This window comes from Clostridium coskatii (assembly GCF_001675205.1).
Lineage (GTDB): Bacteria > Bacillota > Clostridia > Clostridiales > Clostridiaceae > Clostridium_B > Clostridium_B ljungdahlii.
In genome coordinates this window covers 1-20,650 of sequence record NZ_LROR01000108.1, presented here as the reverse complement: position 1 = coordinate 20,650, position 20,650 = coordinate 1, and the positions used below count along the sequence as shown (strand labels likewise).

General features: G+C 30.2%; 19 protein-coding genes and 1 riboswitch. Of the genes, 12 read left to right on the top strand and 7 right to left on the bottom strand.

Annotated features, from left to right (window positions below; all coding sequences use genetic code 11):
* Positions 1–39 precede the first annotated feature (39 nt).
* Positions 40–1,422 carry an amino acid permease gene (locus CLCOS_RS21005; RefSeq protein ID WP_013237498.1) on the top strand — a complete coding sequence of 461 codons (1,383 nt, stop codon included), beginning with the start codon at positions 40–42 and terminating at the stop codon, positions 1,420–1,422.
* A gap of 397 nt (positions 1,423–1,819) precedes the next feature.
* Here the strand turns inward: CLCOS_RS21005 and CLCOS_RS21000 are convergent, their stop codons facing one another.
* Both CLCOS_RS21000 and CLCOS_RS22910 read right to left on the bottom strand, forming a co-directional pair.
* Positions 1,820–1,999 (bottom strand): hypothetical protein, encoded by a 180-nt coding sequence (locus CLCOS_RS21000; protein WP_063601550.1) that lies wholly within the window; start codon positions 1,997–1,999, stop codon positions 1,820–1,822.
* Positions 2,000–2,043: 44 nt separating this feature from the next.
* Positions 2,044–2,250, bottom strand: a complete 207-nt coding sequence (locus tag CLCOS_RS22910; protein ID WP_242866931.1) for a GyrI-like domain-containing protein — start codon at positions 2,248–2,250, stop codon at positions 2,044–2,046.
* A gap of 241 nt (positions 2,251–2,491) precedes the next feature.
* On the opposite strand from CLCOS_RS22910, the gene CLCOS_RS20990 reads away from it, so the two are divergent.
* Positions 2,492–2,851 (top strand): hypothetical protein, encoded by a 360-nt coding sequence (locus CLCOS_RS20990; RefSeq protein ID WP_063601549.1) that lies wholly within the window; start codon positions 2,492–2,494, stop codon positions 2,849–2,851.
* A gap of 160 nt (positions 2,852–3,011) precedes the next feature.
* The gene (gene budA / locus CLCOS_RS20985; RefSeq protein ID WP_063601548.1) at positions 3,012–3,731 is read left to right on the top strand and encodes an acetolactate decarboxylase; all 720 of its coding nucleotides are present in this window, start codon (positions 3,012–3,014) and stop codon (positions 3,729–3,731) included.
* A gap of 43 nt (positions 3,732–3,774) precedes the next feature.
* Here budA and CLCOS_RS20980 read toward each other — a convergent pair whose 3' ends face one another.
* Entirely contained in the window at positions 3,775–5,682 is a 1,908-nt protein-coding gene (locus CLCOS_RS20980; protein ID WP_063601547.1) for an ABC-F family ATP-binding cassette domain-containing protein, read from the bottom strand.
* 103 nt (positions 5,683–5,785) lie between these two features.
* On the bottom strand, positions 5,786–6,559 hold the full coding sequence (locus CLCOS_RS20975; RefSeq protein WP_013237505.1) for a GDSL-type esterase/lipase family protein: 774 nt from the start codon (positions 6,557–6,559) through the stop codon (positions 5,786–5,788).
* A 360-nt stretch (positions 6,560–6,919) separates the two neighbouring features.
* On the opposite strand from CLCOS_RS20975, the gene lgt reads away from it, so the two are divergent.
* A complete protein-coding gene (gene lgt / locus CLCOS_RS20970) occupies positions 6,920–7,690 on the top strand; it encodes a prolipoprotein diacylglyceryl transferase (protein WP_063601546.1) in 771 nt (256 codons plus the stop codon).
* Positions 7,691–7,952: 262 nt separating this feature from the next.
* On the opposite strand, the gene CLCOS_RS20965 is transcribed toward lgt, so the two are convergent.
* The gene (locus tag CLCOS_RS20965) at positions 7,953–9,191 is read right to left on the bottom strand and encodes a S1C family serine protease (RefSeq protein WP_063601545.1); all 1,239 of its coding nucleotides are present in this window, start codon (positions 9,189–9,191) and stop codon (positions 7,953–7,955) included.
* 186 nt (positions 9,192–9,377) lie between these two features.
* Here CLCOS_RS20965 and CLCOS_RS20960 point away from each other — a divergent pair, with 186 nt between their 5' ends.
* From CLCOS_RS20960 to CLCOS_RS20920, 8 genes are all read left to right on the top strand, one after another.
* On the top strand, positions 9,378–9,818 hold the full coding sequence (locus CLCOS_RS20960; RefSeq protein ID WP_013237509.1) for a MarR family winged helix-turn-helix transcriptional regulator: 441 nt from the start codon (positions 9,378–9,380) through the stop codon (positions 9,816–9,818).
* A gap of 50 nt (positions 9,819–9,868) precedes the next feature.
* Positions 9,869–11,257 (top strand): MATE family efflux transporter, encoded by a 1,389-nt coding sequence (locus CLCOS_RS20955; RefSeq protein WP_063601544.1) that lies wholly within the window; start codon positions 9,869–9,871, stop codon positions 11,255–11,257.
* 55 nt (positions 11,258–11,312) lie between these two features.
* Positions 11,313–12,986: a TaqI-like C-terminal specificity domain-containing protein gene (locus CLCOS_RS20950; protein ID WP_063601543.1), complete on the top strand. Its 1,674-nt coding sequence runs from the start codon at positions 11,313–11,315 to the stop codon at positions 12,984–12,986.
* Between the two features lie 224 nt (positions 12,987–13,210).
* Positions 13,211–13,474 (top strand): hypothetical protein, encoded by a 264-nt coding sequence (locus tag CLCOS_RS20945; RefSeq protein ID WP_156496381.1) that lies wholly within the window; start codon positions 13,211–13,213, stop codon positions 13,472–13,474.
* 57 nt (positions 13,475–13,531) lie between these two features.
* A riboswitch (purine riboswitch) is annotated at positions 13,532–13,632 on the top strand.
* Between the two features lie 78 nt (positions 13,633–13,710).
* Positions 13,711–15,147, top strand: a complete 1,437-nt coding sequence (locus CLCOS_RS20940; protein ID WP_013237513.1) for an NCS2 family permease — start codon at positions 13,711–13,713, stop codon at positions 15,145–15,147.
* Positions 15,148–15,386: 239 nt separating this feature from the next.
* A complete protein-coding gene (locus tag CLCOS_RS20935) occupies positions 15,387–16,919 on the top strand; it encodes a spore germination protein (protein WP_063601542.1) in 1,533 nt (510 codons plus the stop codon).
* Complete coding sequence (locus CLCOS_RS20930) at positions 16,916–18,076, top strand: Ger(x)C family spore germination protein (RefSeq protein ID WP_082853568.1); 1,161 nt, start codon at positions 16,916–16,918, stop codon at positions 18,074–18,076. The genes CLCOS_RS20935 and CLCOS_RS20930 overlap by 4 nt, the downstream gene beginning before the upstream one ends.
* 243 nt (positions 18,077–18,319) lie before the next feature.
* Positions 18,320–19,420 (top strand): GerAB/ArcD/ProY family transporter, encoded by a 1,101-nt coding sequence (locus CLCOS_RS20920; protein WP_063601541.1) that lies wholly within the window; start codon positions 18,320–18,322, stop codon positions 19,418–19,420.
* 100 nt (positions 19,421–19,520) lie between these two features.
* Here CLCOS_RS20920 and CLCOS_RS20915 read toward each other — a convergent pair whose 3' ends face one another.
* Together CLCOS_RS20915 and CLCOS_RS20910 are read right to left on the bottom strand one after the other, a co-directional pair.
* Positions 19,521–19,712, bottom strand: a complete 192-nt coding sequence (locus CLCOS_RS20915; RefSeq protein WP_013237517.1) for a hypothetical protein — start codon at positions 19,710–19,712, stop codon at positions 19,521–19,523.
* 146 nt (positions 19,713–19,858) lie between these two features.
* On the bottom strand, positions 19,859–20,491 hold the full coding sequence (locus tag CLCOS_RS20910) for a GDSL-type esterase/lipase family protein (protein WP_063601540.1): 633 nt from the start codon (positions 20,489–20,491) through the stop codon (positions 19,859–19,861).
* Positions 20,492–20,650 lie beyond the last annotated feature (159 nt).

Below are 20,650 nucleotides of genomic sequence, written 5' to 3'. Positions count from 1 at the left end.
ATAGGTAAAAAAAGTAACGTTTAGAAAGGCGGAATATATATGTCAGAAAATCAAAATTTATCGAGAGGACTAAAAAATCGTCATGTCCAATTACTTGCAATTGGAGGTGCAATTGGTACTGGATTATTTCTTGGTTCAGGCAGGTCCATTCACTTGGCTGGTCCATCTATTCTATTTGCATATGCTATAACAGGAATTATTTTATTTTTTGTAATGCGTGCCCTTGGCGAATTATTGCTTTCTAATTTAAACTACCATTCTTTTGTAGAGTTTGTGTACGATTATCTAGGAGAAGGAGCAGCATTTATTACTGGATGGACATACTGGTTCTGTTGGATTTCACTTGCTATGGCCGATGTAGCTGCCACTGGACTTTATGTACAGTACTGGATTCCCAATGTACCTCGATGGGTACCAAGCCTTATAGTTCTTGTAATTTTACTAATTATGAACCTTACTGCGGTAAAATTATTTGGTGAAATGGAATTCTGGTTTGCATTAATTAAAGTTGTTGCAATTTTGGCACTTATTATAGTTGGTACATTTATGATTATTAAAGGATTTTCTACAAATGCTGGTGCATCTAGCTTTTCAAACCTTTGGAGACATGGAGGTTGGCTACCAAATGGGGCAAATGGCTTTATACTTTCATTTCAAATGGTTGTATTTGCTTTCACTGGAATCGAATTAGTTGGTTTAACAGCTGGTGAAACTGAAAATCCAGAGCATGTTATTCCAAGGGCTATTAATAACATTCCAATTAGAATTATTATTTTCTATGTAGGAGCACTTGCTGTTATTATGGGAATATATCCATGGAACTCAATCAATCCAGCTAAAAGTCCATTTGTACAGGTATTTGCTTCAGTTGGAATTGCAGCAGCAGCAAGCATTGTAAACTTTGTTGTGCTAACATCAGCAGCATCTGCTTGTAATAGCGGTATTTTCAGTACAAGCCGTATGGTTTACTCTCTTGCCAAAGAAAATAATGCACCTGGGTCAATGAAAAAGTTAACTTCTAATCATATACCTTGCAATGCTGCAATATTTTCTGCAGCCGTTATCTTAATTGCAGTTATTTTAAACTATATCATGCCAGGTGAAGTATTTGTACTAATTACAAGTATATCAACATTTTGCTATATATACATCTGGGCAATTATAGTTATCTGTCACATGAAATACCGTAAAACTAAACCTGAACTTGCTGCCAATAACAAATTTAAAATGCCACTTTATCCAATCATGAACTATATAATTCTGGCATTCTTTGCTTTTGTTATAGTTACATTAGCACTTAATAATGAAACTCGTGTAGCCTTATTTGTAACACCTGTATGGTTTATAATGCTTGGGGTGATTTACAAGGTATTTAAATCAAAAAAGAAAACTGAAGAAGATGGCAAAAGAAATTTAGCATAGGCTAATACTTATTGAATATTACCCTTTATATGAAAATTACTTAACCACTAAAGTCAAGACCGCCCATGGGGCGGGTGTCTTGCTTTAGTTCATCATCTATAGATATCATATTTTTTATTTGAATGGAAATTAGTAGGTTTAAAGTGATAACGCATAATATCTTGTAATTCTAATGAAAAAGCAGTTTGCTCAGGTTGAATGGTTTCTTCCACAATTTTTGCAGTTAGAAAAAGTGACTCAAAAATTGTGGTAATAAGTTTAGTCTAGTACGGCTAGTATAATACATTCCTTAATAAGTCTCAATCTATCACGAGGAGTTAACTTAAGTCCCCATCCTCCTGTGGAGTTACCATTTGGATCTTTGACCCATCTTCTCATGTTTTCCCCGAATAAATCCTCAAAACCAAATGATTTCATAAGCAATATATCCGTTTCTCACAACAACAATACCAGTTATATTGCTGTACTCGGATTTTACCATAGGCTCAAGTCTTGAAAGTTTTTCAGAGTCCATTCTCAAGGTTTTAGAATCTGCGGCTTGCCATTTTGTAGTTGGCCAGTAGTTTCTTTCTATCATAAGTACCTCCTCGTATAAATAAGATGTTTTTGTTTTGCTTGATACTACTTTTTCTTCACAGGAAAATATACTTCAGTAACAAGATCTTTAGGAATGGTGACTTGGTGGGGGTCAGTTACATATACTTCATATGGTGGGTTTGTAAGTTTATATCCTTCATTTTCTACCCATTCCCTCAACTTAGCATATACAGATATTAATTCTGAATATGAGCCCCTTAAAACAGACTTCGCACAAAGGTCTCCAGGCAAGTATCTTGTTCCCTTTACAATCTCCTTTATCGGAATGGCAAGTTCTGTATCATTGCCAGAAGGATTGTATTCAGCGCTGTGATAAATAGTTATTGGCTTACCAAGAAAGTCAATTACAAAAATATATATAAAGAAAGCAAAGCTACATATATTAAAGTATTTAAGGTAAAACTAAAAATATTATAAAAATGAAATTATTTTTTCTCATAGCTAAAGTTACATAATGCGAGGAGGATTTATAATGAAAAAAGTAATAGGAATTATAAGTATTGTACTATTTGTACTCGTAGCACTTCAATCCTGTGCTGCAGGAGTAGGAAATGCATTAAGTAATAACAAAGAAGCTAGTGGATCTGCTGGATTATTTTTATCTGTATGTATGCTTATTGCTGGAATAATAGCAATAATATCAAAATACAGTAAAGGTATGACTATAACAGCTATAGTATTTTATTTGTTAGCTTTTGTTGTAGGGATTGCTAATGTTGGGCATTTTTCAGATTTGCAAATTTGGTCAATCATTAACTTGATATTTGCTGGACTATTGATATTTGATTTGCTTAAAAATAAGCAATTATATAATAGCAATGGGAAAAAGTAGAAGCATATATTGTAATTATTTTTAATTATGTTGGCAAAATTGAAATTGTCACTGAAACACCTCTAAATGTTTTAAATACATATGTTTAATTATTGTGACAGATTCTAATAGTAGAAAGTAGAAATTTGCTATGTTATAATGACATAGAGGTGAATGTAATATGGATGATGAGGTGAAAGTCCCAAACCATATATATCAAATGTCTACAATAAATGCACTTGTTTCGGGGCTGTATGATGGCTGTGTTTCATTATCTAAACTTCTTAAAAAAGGAAACTTTGGTATAGGTACTTTTAAAGGTCTAGATGGTGAACTAACTCTTTTAAATGGAACTTTTTATAGGACTAAACCTGATGGCAGCGTATACGTATGTTCCAAAAACGTATCCGTTCCTTTTGCTGTAGTCACTGAACTGGAAAGTTATAATACTTATAATATTCAAAATCGTACTTCTTATGAAGATATAAGAAAAGAATTGGACAGCTTTATAGAAAGCAAAAATATATTTTATGCTTTCTATATGGAAGGTAAATTTAATTATGTAAAAACACGTACTGTTGTAAAACAGAATATGCCTTATAAGCCTATGGCTGAAGTTGTTAAAGATCAGCCTATGTTTGAATATAACGGTGTTGATGGATATGTGGTTGGATTTAGGTGTCCTGATTATGTTGAAGGCCTTAATGTCCCTGGATATCATTTTCATTTCATAAATAAAGATAAGAAATTTGGTGGACATATAAGTGAATTTTCCATTGAAAATGCGAAGGTTTATGTACAGAACTGTTCTTGCTTTAGGATGGAACTTCCTAAAAATGAAAGTTTTTATAATATGGAAGTACAAGATAGAAACGATGAGATAACAAGTGTTGAAAAATAAAGTATTGATAGAAAAAAACACTAGACAGTGCTAATAACAATGTCTAGTGTTTTTTCTCTTGCTCAATTTTTTCATTGAGTTCATTTAAGTAAGTCCACCTGTCCATCTTTTCTTCTAGCTCTTTTTCCAGTGAATTCTTTTCGGATAAGAGATCTTTAAGAAGTGCATAATCAGATGAAGCAGCTTCCATTTCTACTTTCTTTTCAGATATAGATTTTTCTAGATTTTCAATTACTTCATCTATTTTGTCAAACTCCATTTGTTCTGCATAGGTAAATTTTAAAGGCTTTTCTTTTTGCAACTTATAATTGTTTTTAGCTGTATTTTTCTTAGGGCTTATTTTTTCCTCTGATATTTTTGCAGTTTTGTGAAAATAGGAATAGTTTCCTGTATATTGAGTGATTTTACCGTTTCCTTCAAAAGAAAATATTTTATCAACTGTTTTGTCAAGGAAGTACCTGTCATGAGATACAGCTATAACAGCTCCTTCAAAATCGTTAATATAATCTTCTAGGATTGTAAGTGTTTCTATATCCAGATCATTTGTTGGTTCGTCCAGCAAAAGTACATTAGGGTAATTCATCAGTATTTTTAGAAGATATAATCTTCTTCGTTCTCCTCCTGAAAGTTTTCCAAGGGGAGTCCATTGAACTGAAGGTTCAAATAAAAAATTTTCAAGTACAGCAGAAGCACTTATTTTTTCACCCGATGAAGTTGACGCATATTCTGATGTCCCACGTATGTATTCAATTACCCTTTCGTTCATATCCATATCAGAAATTCCCTGAGAATAGTATCCTATCTTTACTGTTTCACCTATATCTATAGTGCCGCTGTCCGGCAGAATTTTTTGAACTAAAATATTCATAAGAGTGGATTTACCACTTCCATTAGGTCCAATAATACCTATTCTGTCATTATTTAGTATGTTATAAGTGAAATTTTTAATTAATGTCTTTTCACCAAAACTTTTGCTTATGTTATCCAGGTTTATGACTTTTTTACCGATTCTTGTACTTTGAAGACTAATATTAAGTTTTGATTTGTTGGAAGATGTACCTTCTGTAGTTAATTGTTCAAATCTTTCTATTCGGGCTTTTTGTTTTGTACTTCTTGCTTTTGCACCCCTTCTTATCCAAGAAAGTTCTTTCCTTATAAGATTTTGCCTTTTTCTTTCATTGGCATTTTCAGTTTCAAGTCTTTCAGCCTTTTCTTCAAGAAAATTACTATAGTTTCCCATATAACTATAGAGTTTTCCCCTATCAAGTTCAAACATTCTATTAGTTATTTTGTCCAAAAAAAATCTATCATGGGTTACCATAAGCAGGGCACCACTTCGTTTTATTAAGAACTCTTCTAACCACTCTATGGTTTCATCGTCAAGGTGGTTTGTAGGCTCATCAAGTATTAAAATATTTGAAGTGGTTATAAGAGCAGATGCAAGGGCTACTCTTTTTTTCTGACCTCCAGAGAGCACAGATATTTTTTCATTAAAATCATTTATTCCAAGTTTGGTTAAAATAGTTTTAGCCTGACTTTCAATTTCCCACACATTTTGTGCATCCATTTTGGAGTTCAAGGTTCCAATTTTAGCTTGAAGACTCTTGTCTTCTGGATTTTTTTCAATAAGCTTAAGAGTTTTTTCATACTCTCGTAAAAGGCTCATAACAGGAGAAGTACCCCTAAAAATCTGTTCAAGTACTGTTAGATTGCTATTTGTAAAATCAGAATTTTGAGGAAGGTATCCTATAGTGGCTTCTTTTGACTTAGTAATTTTACCTCCATCTGATGTTTCACATCCTGCAATTACCTTTAAAAGTGTGGATTTTCCTGTACCATTTACACCTATAACACCTATTTTATCTCCTTCATTTATACCTAGACATATATTTTTAAATAATATTTTTTCACTGTAACTTTTACTTATATTTTCTGCAGTTAATAAGTTCATTTTTTCACACATCCTTTATTTTATCATATCATGTATTGGAGCTAGACCCAAATATAAAAAATTCCAATAGATTTAATTTATATAAATTTATTGGAATTTTTTATTACAAATAAGATTTTATAGCGTCTCTCCATACTTTATAGCCTTTTCCGTTTACGTGCAGTCCACCTATAGTGTATTCTTTATAAAGTTTATTTTGGTTTGGCAGAGTAAAGAGGGGATACAGATTTATATATTGTATATTTGAGTTTTTACAAAGATTATTTAAGGATGCATTCAAATTTATTATTTGATTATCTTTTGTTTTGGTTTTATATATATCTTTATTTATAGGAAGAACACTTTCTACATATATCGAAGTGCTTGGAGAATCAGTTTTTATATTTTGAATTATTCTGGAATAATTTTTAATAATCTCTTCTATAGATAATCCTTTGTCGATGTCATTTATTCCAAGCATAATAAAAATTTTTCGAGGTTTTAATTTTGTGATTTCACTTAATCTGTTTAAAGCCCCAGAAGTAGTATCAGAACTAATGCCGCGGTTTAATATATCAGGATTATCTAGAAGTTCATTCCATTGTCCAATGTCTGTAAGACTGTCTCCTAAAAATACTATTTTACCTTGTTCCCTGTATGAATTTACATAAGTCGTAACCTTTTCAATGTAATACTCAGAATAAATTTTAGGATCCAAATTTATATTTTTCAGTATATCTGTATCTTCAGAAATAACAGTATTACTTGAAAAACTTGTGGTTTGAGGTGGTGGAGAATTTAAGGATGATTTTAAACAATTATTTGAATACAATATAATTGAAAATATTGTTATGGTACTTATTATTAGTAGCAGCTTTTGTAAATTTTTAGTTTGCATGGACATTCTCCTTAAATTTTAAAATATATATATCTATCTTTACTTATTATGATAAAAAGTATGTAGGATAAATCCTGGGTAAAGGTAAAATTAAGTTAAAAGTTAATACAATATTAAGAAACTAAACAATTATTTAATATATGTGACATATTGTTGTCACATCAATTATATAAAATAATAAATGTACTTAGGTAAAGTTTAATAATAGTAAAATAATAGTCCCCTCTATTATTCAAATAGGCACTGATAATTGGCAGTGCTTATTTTTTATGAGTAAATTGTATTTAATTAAAAACATTGGTACAATTGGATATAAGATTATAATAACAAAATTATATTTTAGAAAGGTTGTAATGTTTTATGAATCCAGTAGCATTTTCAATTAGTGGCTTTCAAATAAGATGGTATGGTATAATGATAGCTTCAGGAGTTATGGCAGCACTTTTTTTAGCTAAATTAAATTGTAAAAACAAAAACTACAATTTTGATAATATAGTAGATACTTTTTTAATATCTTTTCCCTTTGCTATAATAGGAGCTAGAGCCTACTATGTTATTTTTCAATTTCAAGATTATAAGGATAATATAATAGATGTGTTCAATATAAGGCAGGGAGGCCTTGCTATTCACGGAGGACTTATATTTGGGCTTACAGCTGCGTATATATATACCAGACATAAAAAAATAGACTTTATAAAATTAGCTGATTGTGTAGCACCTTCTATAATACTTGCTCAGGCAATAGGAAGGTGGGGAAACTTTTTTAACGGAGAGGCTCATGGTGGACCTGTAAGTTATCAATTTATAAGTAAATTTCCATTGTTTATACAAAAGGGAATGTTTATAGATGGAACTTATTATCACCCTACATTTTTGTATGAATCTCTGTGGAATTTAACTGTGTGTATAATTCTTGTATATATTTTGAGAAGAAAACATAATAGAGGTTCTGTAATAGCAGCATACATAGGATTGTATTCATTAGGGAGGTTTTTTATAGAAGGACTTAGAACTGACAGTTTAATGCTTGGAAGTATAAGAGTAGCACAGTTAGTTAGTCTTGCAGGAGTTGTATTTAGCATAGGCTTTTTCTTATATTTAAAGCACAAGAAAAATACAAACTCATTATAGAATTTATCACTGAAGTCTACTTATCCGATCACTACCATTGCTAACACCCCCATCTTCTATCAAAGTGGGGATAAGCACTGCTACGTGCCTGGATAAGTTCTTCTAAGGTTCAGCTGGAGAAAGTCATTCTTATAAGCAAACTCCATCTGAACCTAAGAATCACTTGATAATCGGTCATATGCTGACAAATTTCATCTTTGTCAGCATATTTCCCAAGTATAAGTCAACTTTTAGTCATAAATTCTATTTTTATTTACAGGTTTTATTGTGTCAATGTTAAATTCAGAGTCTTTTTACTTCCATTTCTGTTTACGACAACTTCCACTGTGTCTCCAGATTTGTGAGTAGCTTTTATATCATTTATTTCACTTATAGACTTTACAGATTTACCGTCAAATTTTTGAATAACATCTCCAACCTTAAGTCCACATCTTTCTGCGGCACTAAATTCTTGAACTTCTGCTACATATACACCTTCAGGTACATTATATGCTTGAGAAAGCTGTGAATTTATATCTCTACCTGCAATACCTAGCTTTAAAATAGGTTTCAAAAGACCGCTTAGTTTAGGTTTTACAGTGTTTATTGGTATTGCAAATCCAATTCCTTCTACTCCACTTCCACCTATTTTAGCAGAATTTATACCTATTACTTGACCTGCAGAATTTACAAGTGCACCGCCGCTGTTTCCTGGGTTTATGGCAGCATCTGTTTGAAGATAGGTTTGAGTGTTATCGCCAACTTTAATATCCCTATTTGTTGCACTTATAACACCAGTAGTTACAGTACCTAATAATTCTTTACCAAGAGGATTTCCTATAGCTACTACAGAATCACCTACCTGAAGATTCTTAGAATCACCTAATTCTGCTACAGCTGGCATCTTTTCATTGGTAGTTACTTTAATTATGGCTAGATCTAGGCCTGCATCATAATTTACTACTTTTGCAGTTGCTTCCTTTTTATTGTTAAATATTACACTTACTTTTTCAGCGGATTCTATAACATGATAATTTGTAAGTATATATCCATCTTCATTTATTATTATACCTGACCCCATGCCATCATCTTGGTTGTCGCTACTGTTGCCGTTTGATTGACTTTCATCAGATTGACTGTTACCAGAAAAACCAAATATATCGGATGACTGTGAAGCAGTTTTTATAGATACTCCAACTACAGCAGGACCTACTTTCTTTGCTATTTCAGATACGGTAAGACCGCCTTTTGCAGTTGATACAGGGGAAGCATCTATAGTAGAAGATTTTTCATTTCCTGTATTTTGTAAAGCTAGATTTTGATATAATGGGGTGCTCTTAAACATACCTAATGTTGGTATGAAATATAAGGCACCTGCAATTGAAATACTTCCACCTATTATACTGCATATTAATCCTACAGCTATATAAGACATAAATTTTTTACTTCTTTTAAGTTTATCTTTGAATTTAGTTTTTAAACTTATTTTTGAAGTATCATATTCATTGTTGAAATTACCCATGTAAGTACCTCCTAAAAAATTTTATTATTTATTTCATGTATATATAATAGAGTTGCTTTGTTACAGTTGTATGACAGAAGTGTTAATGAGTTGTGACAATTTTGCTTTAAATTTTACTAAATAGTATTGACAATACTTATTTATTATTATAACATAGGTTGTGCAATTAATTAGGAGGCTAACTAAATGGAAAGCAAAGCAAAATGTGAACCCTGTGATAAATTTATAACATATTGGCTTAGGGTAATTTATAGAAATATGACAAATTTACATAATAGTAAACTTGCTAAATATGGTTTGACTACATCACAAGTAGGAGTACTTGTACACTTATGGATAGAAGATGGGTTAACCCAGAAGGAAATAGCCGAAGAACTTCAATTAAGACCAGCTTCCATTACAGGGCTTGTAAATACTTTAGTATCAAAGGGATGGATAGATAGAAGAGAGGACACTAAAGATGCCAGAATAAATAGAATTTATCTTACAGAAGAAGGAAAAAACATAAGGCTTAAATGTATGTCAGCAAATGATGAAATAGAGGCAACCTTAAGCAGTGGGTTTTCAAAAGAAGAAAAGCAGCTTATGCTTTGTTGGCTGAAAAAATTGAATAAGAATTTATTGTAGAACAGCCTAAAATATTTAGGCTATTAACTATTTCTATAGGAGGAATTAATTTGGAAAGATCAGTAAAATTAAGAGATGAAAAAGTTGGTAAATTACTATTGGAATTTTCTATACCAGCTATAATTGGCATGCTAGTTAACTCACTTTATATTGTAATAGACAGGATATTTATAGGAAGAGTTGTTGGAGCTATGGCTATATCAGGTGTAAGTTTGACTTTCCCTATATCTATACTTATAATGGCTTTTGGTATGCTTGTAGGAATAGGTGCTGCAGCAAGAATATCCATAAGGCTGGGAGAAAACAATAAAGATGAAGCAGAGCACATATTAGGAAATGCGTTTGTACTTTTGATTATAGTTTCTATAGTAATTACAATTTTGGGACTTATTTTTGTGGACCCTATGTTGAGGGGGTTTGGAGCTAGTGATAACACTATAGGTTATGCTAGGCAGTTTATAACTATTTTAATTTCTGTTTCTACATTTCAGACTGTAGGTTTTGGATTAAATAATGTAATACGTTCGGAAGGCGATCCTAAGACAGCAATGAATACAATGCTTATAGGAGGTATATGTAATATAATATTGGACTTCCTATTTATATATATACTTCATTTTGGAATAAAAGGAGCGGCTATAGCTACTTCAATTTCTCAGGCCATAAACATGATATGGGTACTTTATTATTTCTTAAAGGGAAATAGTATGCTTAGAATAAAAAAGAAGTATCTTCGTTTAAACAAAGATATAGTTGCAAGCATTTTCTCTATAGGAATGTCTCCATTTGCAATGCAGGTTGCTGCAAGTTTGGTAAATGTTATATTGAATAAAAGTTTAGCAATATATGGAGGAGATTTAGCTATAGGTGCTATGGGTATAATAAATGGTATATCTACTATGATACTCATGCCTATATTTGGAATAAATCAAGGGTCACAGCCAGTAATTGGGTTTAATTATGGAGCTAAATTGCATAGACGTGTAAAGAAAGCATTACTACTTGCAATTGCAGCAGCAACTTTTGTATCTGCCGCAGGAGGAATTGCAGTTCAAATTTTCCCTACAGTTTTAGTAAATATGTTTAATAAGTCTGATATGAACTTGACTAATATAACTGTAAATGGAATAAAAATATTTATGATTATGTTTCCTATAATAGGATTTCAAATAGTAAGCTCTAACTTTTTTCAAGCTATAGGAAAAGCTAAAATATCTATGTTTTTAGCACTTTTAAGACAGGTAATAGTTCTTATTCCTATGCTTCTTATACTCCCAAGAATATTTAAGCTAAATGGAGTGTGGATGGCAGCTCCTGTATCCGATGCTGTAGCTTCCATATTGACGGCTTTGTTTTTATATTTTGAAATTAAGAAGTTAAATTCAAATGAAAAAGAAAATTTGTCTTCACCAGAAATATCTGCAGAATTCACAAAGTAATTAATGCACAATAATTGGGCATTGTGAACTGTGAATTTAGAAAAAGAGGTATGGTATGCATAAGTGGCGTGATTTATCTATACTTGGAGAAATGTATGAAAGATCAATGGAAAAGGAAGAAAGAAAACGGAAGGGGAGTTTTTATACTCCTCATTACATAGTTGACTATATAGTGAAGAATATTATGTCAAATTTAGATCTTAAAAAAAATCCTTTTATAAAAGTATTAGATCCTTCTTGTGGAAGTGGATATTTTCTAGTAAGAGTATACGAAATTTTAATGGAAAAGTTCAGTCAAAATTTAGAGCACATTAGAAATACTTTTAACGATAAAACTTATACCATTGAAACTGAAGATGGATTAAAGAGTATAGACGGATTTCACTATTGGCAGCAGGAAAATTTAAGCTTTCATATATTAAAGAAATGTATATATGGTGCAGATATAGACAGCATCGCTGTAGAGCTTACAAAAATTAATTTAAGTAAAGTCAGTGGTATAAACATTAATATGGAGGACAATATCATATGCTGCAACAGTCTTATAAAGTGGAATCAAATTGATAATGTAGAAAAATATAAGGAATCTAATATTCAATCTGTTGTTAAGTTTTGGAACACAAAATATGATTATGTACTGGGGAATCCTCCTTGGGTATCTTTAAGTCGAAAGAATAAGATGAATATAGAGGATGGATTGTTAAAGTATTATAGTGAAAATTATAATGGAAATACATATTTACCTAATTTGTATGAGTATTTTATAAAAAGGTCTATGGAAATATTAAAGCCGGGAGGAAGATTTGGATTTGTAGTTCCTGATAGGCTGTCACGAAATCTTCAATACAGTGAACTTAGAAAGAGTTTACTTGAAAATTATAATATATTAAATCTTGTGTTTGAGATAGATTTTCCGGAAATAAACACAGATTCTATGATTATGATAGCAGAAAATAAACATAGAAAAGTAAATAAAATAGAAATAGATATTTATAAGAAGAGGACATATGAAATGTATCAGCATGAATATCTGAGAAATTCAAAATTTAAGTTTACATATTGTTGTTATAATCAAAACTTAAGCATAAAGGATTGTATAGAGAAAAATAGCAGCAAATTAAAAAGCATTTCCAAGACTTTTACAGGATTTATAGGTTATAGTAAAAAAATAACTCCTGTTAAAAAAAATCAACATCAGGTTGAAGTATTAAAAGGGGAAAATATAAAAAAGTTTCGAGTTTTAAACAATTACTATTATGATTTTGTGCCTGAAAACATAATAGGCGGAACTAAAAATATAGAAAAACTTACTTTTAAAAATAAATTAGTAATAAGGAAAACTGGAAAAAATTTAATAGCAGCTTTAGATGATAAGGGACGTATAATAGAACAATCTCTATATGGAATAATAAGTACAAATGAGGAATTTTCACCTCAGTATATTTTGGCAATATTGAATTCAGAGTTAATTCAATGGTATTATTTAAATTTTTTAATTACCAACTCTAATTCTATTCCACAAATTAAAAAATGCAATTTGGATGAAATACCAATAAGACATTGCAGCAGACAAGCTAAAGAAGACATAGAAAAATTAGTTTGCAAAATTATAAATGATAATGATCAAAAAAATATGTTGAAGAAAATATTAGATGATGAGATATTTGAATTATATAATATTGATCATAATTATAGAAGAATTATATTAAATGATATTGAAAATAATTAACTCAACTTTCGCAGTTTAAAAATAATGCGAAGCAAATCTTTTTAAAATAACAAAGTTCAAAATTTGATATTTTAATTTTATACTTTGTTCTTTAAAAATTTTATATGTGCTGTTTCACATTCTATATACAATAAATTTATACAAAAAAGTACTTGATTTTTAGTTATATTCTCCCTAATATATTTATTAAGGATGATAAAGAATATGAAAAATTTTAAGCTTTAATGAATTTTAGATTTGATAAGTATCTAAATAAAATAGTGATAGGTGGACAATTTGTGATTACATTATTTGGCATTTTATTTGCGATTTTTGCTGTGTATATTGTATTTTCTTTGTTAGGGATTATAGTGCTTCCACTTGTAGGCATAGTTATATTTCTAGCTTTTATAATGGCCATTATAGGATTTGCTTTTAAAATAGTATTTTCGCTGCCTTTTTTAATATTTGTTGTTATACTTGGATTTTTACATTTTAGCAAGAGATAGTTTATAAAAATGTTGACTTATTATGAACAAGATGATAATATAAAAACGTACATTAAATAATTTTTTTAGCAGAACATTCGTATAATCTTGATAATATGGTTCAAGAGTATCTACCAAGGTACCAAAAATCCTTGACTATGAGTGGATTCCGTGAAAATGGTATTTTTTTAACTATTTTCTAACTTGGATTATCCCATAATTCATGTTAGAAATTTTTTAATTTTGGAGGGAATTACATGAATGTTGAAAAAGCGAACAAAAATGACGGTGGCAATTTATCTTTTTTAGAATCATTTTTTAAATTGCCGGAAAACAATACTACTGTAAAGACAGAGATTTTAGCAGGTGTTACTACTTTTATTACTATGGCCTATATAATCTTTGTAAATCCAACTATACTTATGCAGGCAGGAATGAATGTGCATGGACTTATGGGAGATGCAGCGGTTAAAGCCGGGTTATCTGCAATAAATGATCCTATTGTAGGATCTATATTTACGGCAACTTGTATAGCAGCGGCTGTTGGAACTTTCATAATGGCACTTTATGCAAATCTACCTTTTGCACAGGCACCAGGAATGGGACTTAATGCATTTTTTACTTACAGCGTTTGTTTAGGTATGCATTATACATGGCATCAAGCATTGGCAGCAGTTTTAGTTTCAGGAATAATTTTTATTATAATAACAGTAACTTCCATAAGGGAAAAAATTGTAGATGCTCTTCCATTTAATTTAAAACTTGCTATATCAGGAGGTATCGGACTTTTTATAGCTCTTATAGGTCTAAAAAATGCAGGAATTGTAATATCAGATCCTTCTACACTGGTTGCTTTTGGAAAACTTACTAGTGCACCCGTTTTACTAGCAATTATAGGTATTTTAATTACAGTTATACTTATGGCAAGAAATGTTAAAGGATCAATTTTAATAGGAATAATATTAACTACTATAGTTGGTATACCTTTAGGAGTGACACATCTTACGGGAATAAAAGTTGTAAGTGCACCACCATCACTTGCACCTACGTTCTTTGCTTTTGATTTTAAGGGACTTTTGGGAATAGGAAAAGCAGGTGTAGTTGGAGGTTTAACTAGCATAATTATGGTAGTCATAACATTTACTTTAGTAGATTTGTTTGATACTATAGGAACACTTGTTGGAACAGCTGAAAAAGCTGGTATGGTTGATGAAAATGGAAGAGTTAAAAATATGCACAAGGCTCTTTTTGCAGATTCCCTTGCAACTACTATTGGTTCAATGCTAGGAACAAGTACTGTTAATACATATGTAGAATCTACTTCAGGTGTATCTGCAGGAGGTAGGACAGGACTTACATCATGTGTTGTTGGAATACTATTTATACTTTCATTATTCTTTAGTGGACTAGTTGGAATAGTTCCTACCCAAGCTACAGCTCCAGCACTTATAATTGTAGGGGCACTTATGATTGGAGTAGTTACTAAAATAGACTTTAGTGATTTTACAGAAGGACTTCCAGCTTTCTTTGCTATAGCATTTATGCCTTTTAGTTATAGTATAGCAAATGGTATAGCAGCAGCAATAATATTTTATCCAATAGTTAAAATAGTTACAGGAAAATATAAGGAAGTTCATCCAATAGTATATGTACTTGCAGCTTTATTCATATTTAGATTTGCTATGCTTTCATAATTATAAATAAACAAAAATAAGAGCTATTTATAGCAATTTGAAAAATTGCTATAAATAGCTCTTATTTTTGTTTTTGAAGTAACTTAGAAATATCTAAATGTTTTTTGTTTTTTCTAATGCAATTTTGCTATTTTTTCTTTTGATTTATTTATAAAAAATCAATATGTAAATATGTATATTGTATACAAGTTTGATAAATAATATTATAAAGTTATATATTAAGGTGGTCTATTATAAATATGCGTAATAAAAATGGAAAAGCCAATAATAAAATTTCACACCAAAACTATACAAAAAACTGCATAATTAGTAATTCCATTCAGCTAAATATAAGTTTAATTAAAGATATTTTTAATGATAATGATACACTTATTGTAAGATATTTTGAAAACCAGAAAAATAACAATGTTAAATGCTGTATAATCTTTTTTCAGGAAATGATAGATAGTGAAACAATAAACGCTAATATTATAAAGCCAATAATTGAAAATACATACTTAAACGAAAAAAATAGTAACGTTGAAAATATTTTAAATCACATAATTTTTTCAAATAATGTAAATAAAACTAAGGATGTAAATGAAATTATTGAATCAATCTTAAATGGTAATACCGTTCTTTTTTTAGAAGGCGCATCAGAAGCTTTAATTATAAGTACCGTTGGATGGAAACCTAGAGCTATTGAAGAACCGGAAGGAGAAAAAATCCTGCGGGGACCGAGAGAAGGATTTACAGAATCTCTTATGGTGAATCTTTCTATGATAAGAAGAAAACTGTTAATTCCCGAATTAAAGTTTAAGGTCAGAGTATTAGGTACACAAACGCAAACAAAAATATGCCTATGTTATATAAACGGTATAGTTAATAACAAAATACTTAATGAGTTAAATAAAAGATTAGAAAGCATTGACATTGATGGTATTATAGCTTCTAGCTACATACAAGAGCTTATCAATGATGAACCTTTTTCACCATTTAAGACAATAGGCAGCACTGAAAGACCTGATATTGTTGCAGCAAAATTATTGGAGGGCCGTATTGCAATCATAGTAGAGGGTACCCCGATTGCATTAACTGTTCCGCATATTTTTATTGAACTTTTTCAGTCTAATGATGATTACTATATTAATTTTTATTTTTCTTCAATAAGCCGATTACTAAGAATGCTGAGTTTTATAATAACTATAAGTTTGCCTTCAATTTTTATAGCATTAACCACCTTTCACATTGAAGCAATACCAACACCATTAGTTATAAGTATAACTGCAGCAAGGCAAGGCATCCCATTTCCCATTACGTTAGAAGCTTTGTTGCTGTTGATTGCATTTGAAATTCTCAGAGAAACTGGTGTGCGAATGCCAAATCAAATTGGGCAAGCTTTTAGCATAGTTGGTGCATTAGTATTAGGCCAGGCGTCAGTTGATGCGAGATTTGTAAGTGCACCAATGATAATTATCATAGCACTTACAGGAATAACAGGACTTGCAATTCCCAAAATTAAAGGTGGCTCTATTTTATTAAGAATAATATTATTAATGCTTTCTTCTATATTAGGACTATATGGTTTTGTATTTGGAATAATAGGTATACTGATTCATTTATTTAAAATGCGTTCCTTTGGAGTACCTTATATGCTCAGTCTTATGACATTAAACCCTGAAGATTTAAAAGATACAGCAATAAGAGCACCTTGGTTTTATATGAAATACCGTCCAAAGTTCATTGCTGCTAGCAACTTAGTAAGAAGGTCATCTGGAGGTAAGAAAAGTTGAAAATCAAAAGAAGGATACTTTCTATTTTATTAGTGTTATTATCTTCAGTAACATTATGTGGATGTTGGAATTATGTAGATATTGAAAAATATTCACTTGTAACAGGACTTTCACTGGATAAAGATAAAAAAAACAATAAATATGTGGTAAATGCAGAAATACTGAATTTTCAAATGTCCGGGAAAGAAGCTAAAGCAGTATCAAACATAATTGAATCAAAAGGAAATACTATATTTGATGCAATGAGAAATATGATAAATACTACTGGTAATAAATTACATTGGGGGCATGCAAAAATTTTTATTATAAGCAAAGATATAGCAGAAGAAGGCATTATTCCAGCACTTGATCTACCTTACAGAGATGCTGAAATGAGAGAAGAAATGTATGTATTAATTTCAAATAAAAACCTTGCAAAGGAAATACTGCAGAGCAAAACTATAACCTCAAATTTAAAATCTTTTGATATTGCTAAAATGATAGAACATCAGAGAACACTTGCAAATGCACCTATAGCTAGGGTTTATGAGATTATAAATAATATTGAAGGAAATGATATATCACCAGTTTTACCTCTTTATGATATAAAAACAATTAATGGTAAGCGTACTGTAGAATTAATTGGTACAGCTGTGTTTAAAGGTGATAAGCTTGTTGGATCTTTAAATACAGATGAATCAAAATATTTTCTTTTTGCAGCTAATCAGATTGATAAAGGGCTATTGGCTGAAAAAATTTTAGACGGGAATCAGATAACCAATATAACTTTAGAAATATTTGGAAGTAAAACAAAAATAAAACCCATACATAAGAATGGAAAGCTTAGTATCAATATGAATATTAGGGTAGATGCATCAATAGCAGAAATCGAGGGAAGTAAAGATTTTATTCAAGAAAGTGGTCGTCAAAGGCTTAAACAAGCAGCTGAAGAATCACTAAAAGTATCGATAGGAAATACAGTTAACAAGGTTCAAAATAACTATGAAACAGATATTTTTGGATTTGGCAAACATATAAAATCCGACATACCTTCAGTTTGGAATGATGTTAAAGATAAATGGGACGATACTTTTAAAAACATGAATGTAAACATAAATATTGAAATTCAGCTTAGAAACAGCGGACTTAATTCAAAAACTATTCAAAGAGGAATGTAACTTATAATGCTATTTGTTTTATATTTGTTTATAATAACACTTTTTATTATATATGATCTTATTCCAGTAACTAACAATAAAAACTGGAAAGTGTTTATTGTTTATACAACTTTTATACTATTTTCTTTTGTACTTGATGTATTGTTTGTCTTTCATATTAATGTACCCAGTCCGGCAGTACCTATAAAAAAAATCATTGAATTCATATTTAAGTTACAAGGTTGATTGAAAGGAGAGAAATATGTGGATAGACAAATAATATCTAATTCTCAAGGCATATGTATAATGTCTATGTTCTTAATTGGTACTTCTATTGTGCTAGAAGTTGCTAAAAATGCGAAACAAGATGCTTGGATATCCATAGCACTTGGAATAATTATGTCACTGCCAATGATTGTTGTTTATTCAAAGTTACTTAATAATTTTCCTGAAAAAGATCTGTATGATATTTTTCAGTATGTATTTGGTAAAAAAATTGGTAAAGTAATTTCAGTATTATTTATCTGGTATGTATTCCACTTGGGTGCTTTAGTAATAAGAGTTTTTTCTGAATTTGTAAATGTAGTTTCATTGCCTGAAACGCCTCAATCTATTTTTGCTATTTTTCTCGGTCTATTGTGTATTTGGACTGTAAAATCCGGCATTGAAGTTTTAGGTCGTTTAGCTATGTTTTTTTTACCATTGATTATGGTAATTACAATAATTATCATAGCTCTTCTTTATACTAATTCTCACTTTATAAATTTAAAACCTATATTATATAATAATACAAAGCAGGTTTTGCTAGGAGCATTTTCTTCTTTTTCTTTTCCATTTACTCAATCAATTATCTTTACCACAGTTTTTCATTCACTTAGAAATAGAAAGAAAATATTTAAAGTATTTCTTAAAGCATTGTTAATAAGTGGTATATTTCTTTTATTGTCTTCTATTAATAATGTTGTTGTTTTAGGTTCTCAAACAACTACAGATTTATATTTTCCCCAATTTACATCCACAAGAACGATAAAAATAGGTGATTTTATTGAAAGATTTGAAATTATTGTTGCATTAATATTTGTACTCATGGGATTTATTAAGGTAAGTGTGTGCTTGTATGCAGCATCAACTGGAACTGCTAAAATTTTCAATATAAATAATTACGGAATAATGGTTGGTCCCATAGGACTTCTTATGATAAATTTATCACAAATACTATATAATAATACTATAGAAATGCTTTACTGGGCTAATAATATATACATTTACTATGCTGTTCCGTTTCAAGTAATCTTACCGATAGTAACATTGATTATTTCACAGATAAAATTAAAATCAAATAAATCGAAACCAAAGGTATTTTAGAAAATGCATTAACTAATACCATACTTTCATACTTTTTAAACTTAAGAATTGTATTTTTGTAAGAAAGCTGTTACACATTTAGTATAACAGCTATACATTTTTAGTCTACAAAACTATTCCAGTAATTTGAATAATCAATTGCTGCAGGTGATATATTGGAGTATTTTACATCATAGTGTTCAGCTAATGCATTTATGAATTCTTTTGCAGGCATTCCGGATTTTTCTATTAAATTTTCAATTTGCTTTTGTAAGTCTTCTGGTATTTTAGAAAAACAGTAGGTAGTATTCATTTTAACAAATCCCCCTTATAATATAGTGCTAACGTTTAATATATTATATAATATATAACTTTTTAAGTGTAATATATATGCTGAATTTCTATCTTTAGTATAGCACTATATACAAAAAAATTCAATAAAGAGTAGCCTGTAAAATATTATTTTTTATGTACTTCTTTGAAAGTAAGTATTTTTTTATATACATTTTGTGATTCTATCAGAGTAAGTGTTTTTTGTATACATTCTGCCATTAATTTATGGCCTAGTGCTGTAGGATGAATTCCATCTATAAACAAATCGTCCTTGGTGTTTGTTTCTAATTTTTCCTGGAAGCAGCTATAAAAGTCTGCATAAAAAAGACTATTTTTAGTGCAAAAATCTATTATCCAATTTCTGTATTCACTTTCTTGCTCACTTACTTTCTCATAATCTAAAGTACTATCCCATTTTTCCTTAGCTAATTTTTTGTATACGAGAGGTTCTATGCCTATTATTGTAATTATTTTTGCAGATAAGGATTCTTTTATGATCTCTTTTAAATTATCTGTTACTAGTTTTAGAGATCTTCCAGTCATAAAGTCGTTACATCCAACCATAATGAGTACATGACTAGGATTATTTTGAATTACATCTTTATAAGAACGTGACAGCAATCCCGAAGCCGTATCTCCACATATTCCTTTGTTTAAAATATCTATTTGAAGTTTTTCTCTTAGAATGGATACAAAACATTCACTATTAGAAACACCATATCCAGCAGTTAAGCTGTCTCCTATACATACCATTTTCATAGGTAAATAATCTCCTTTCAGTTTTAAAACGTATAGGCGTTTGCGAAACGCTGTAACCCGCATAAATGCGGGATATTTTTTGTCGTAAAATAAAATAACTCCTCACTGATTTATGGTAAAATTGAATTGTAAAGAAACAAAATCACCATATACCTCAGA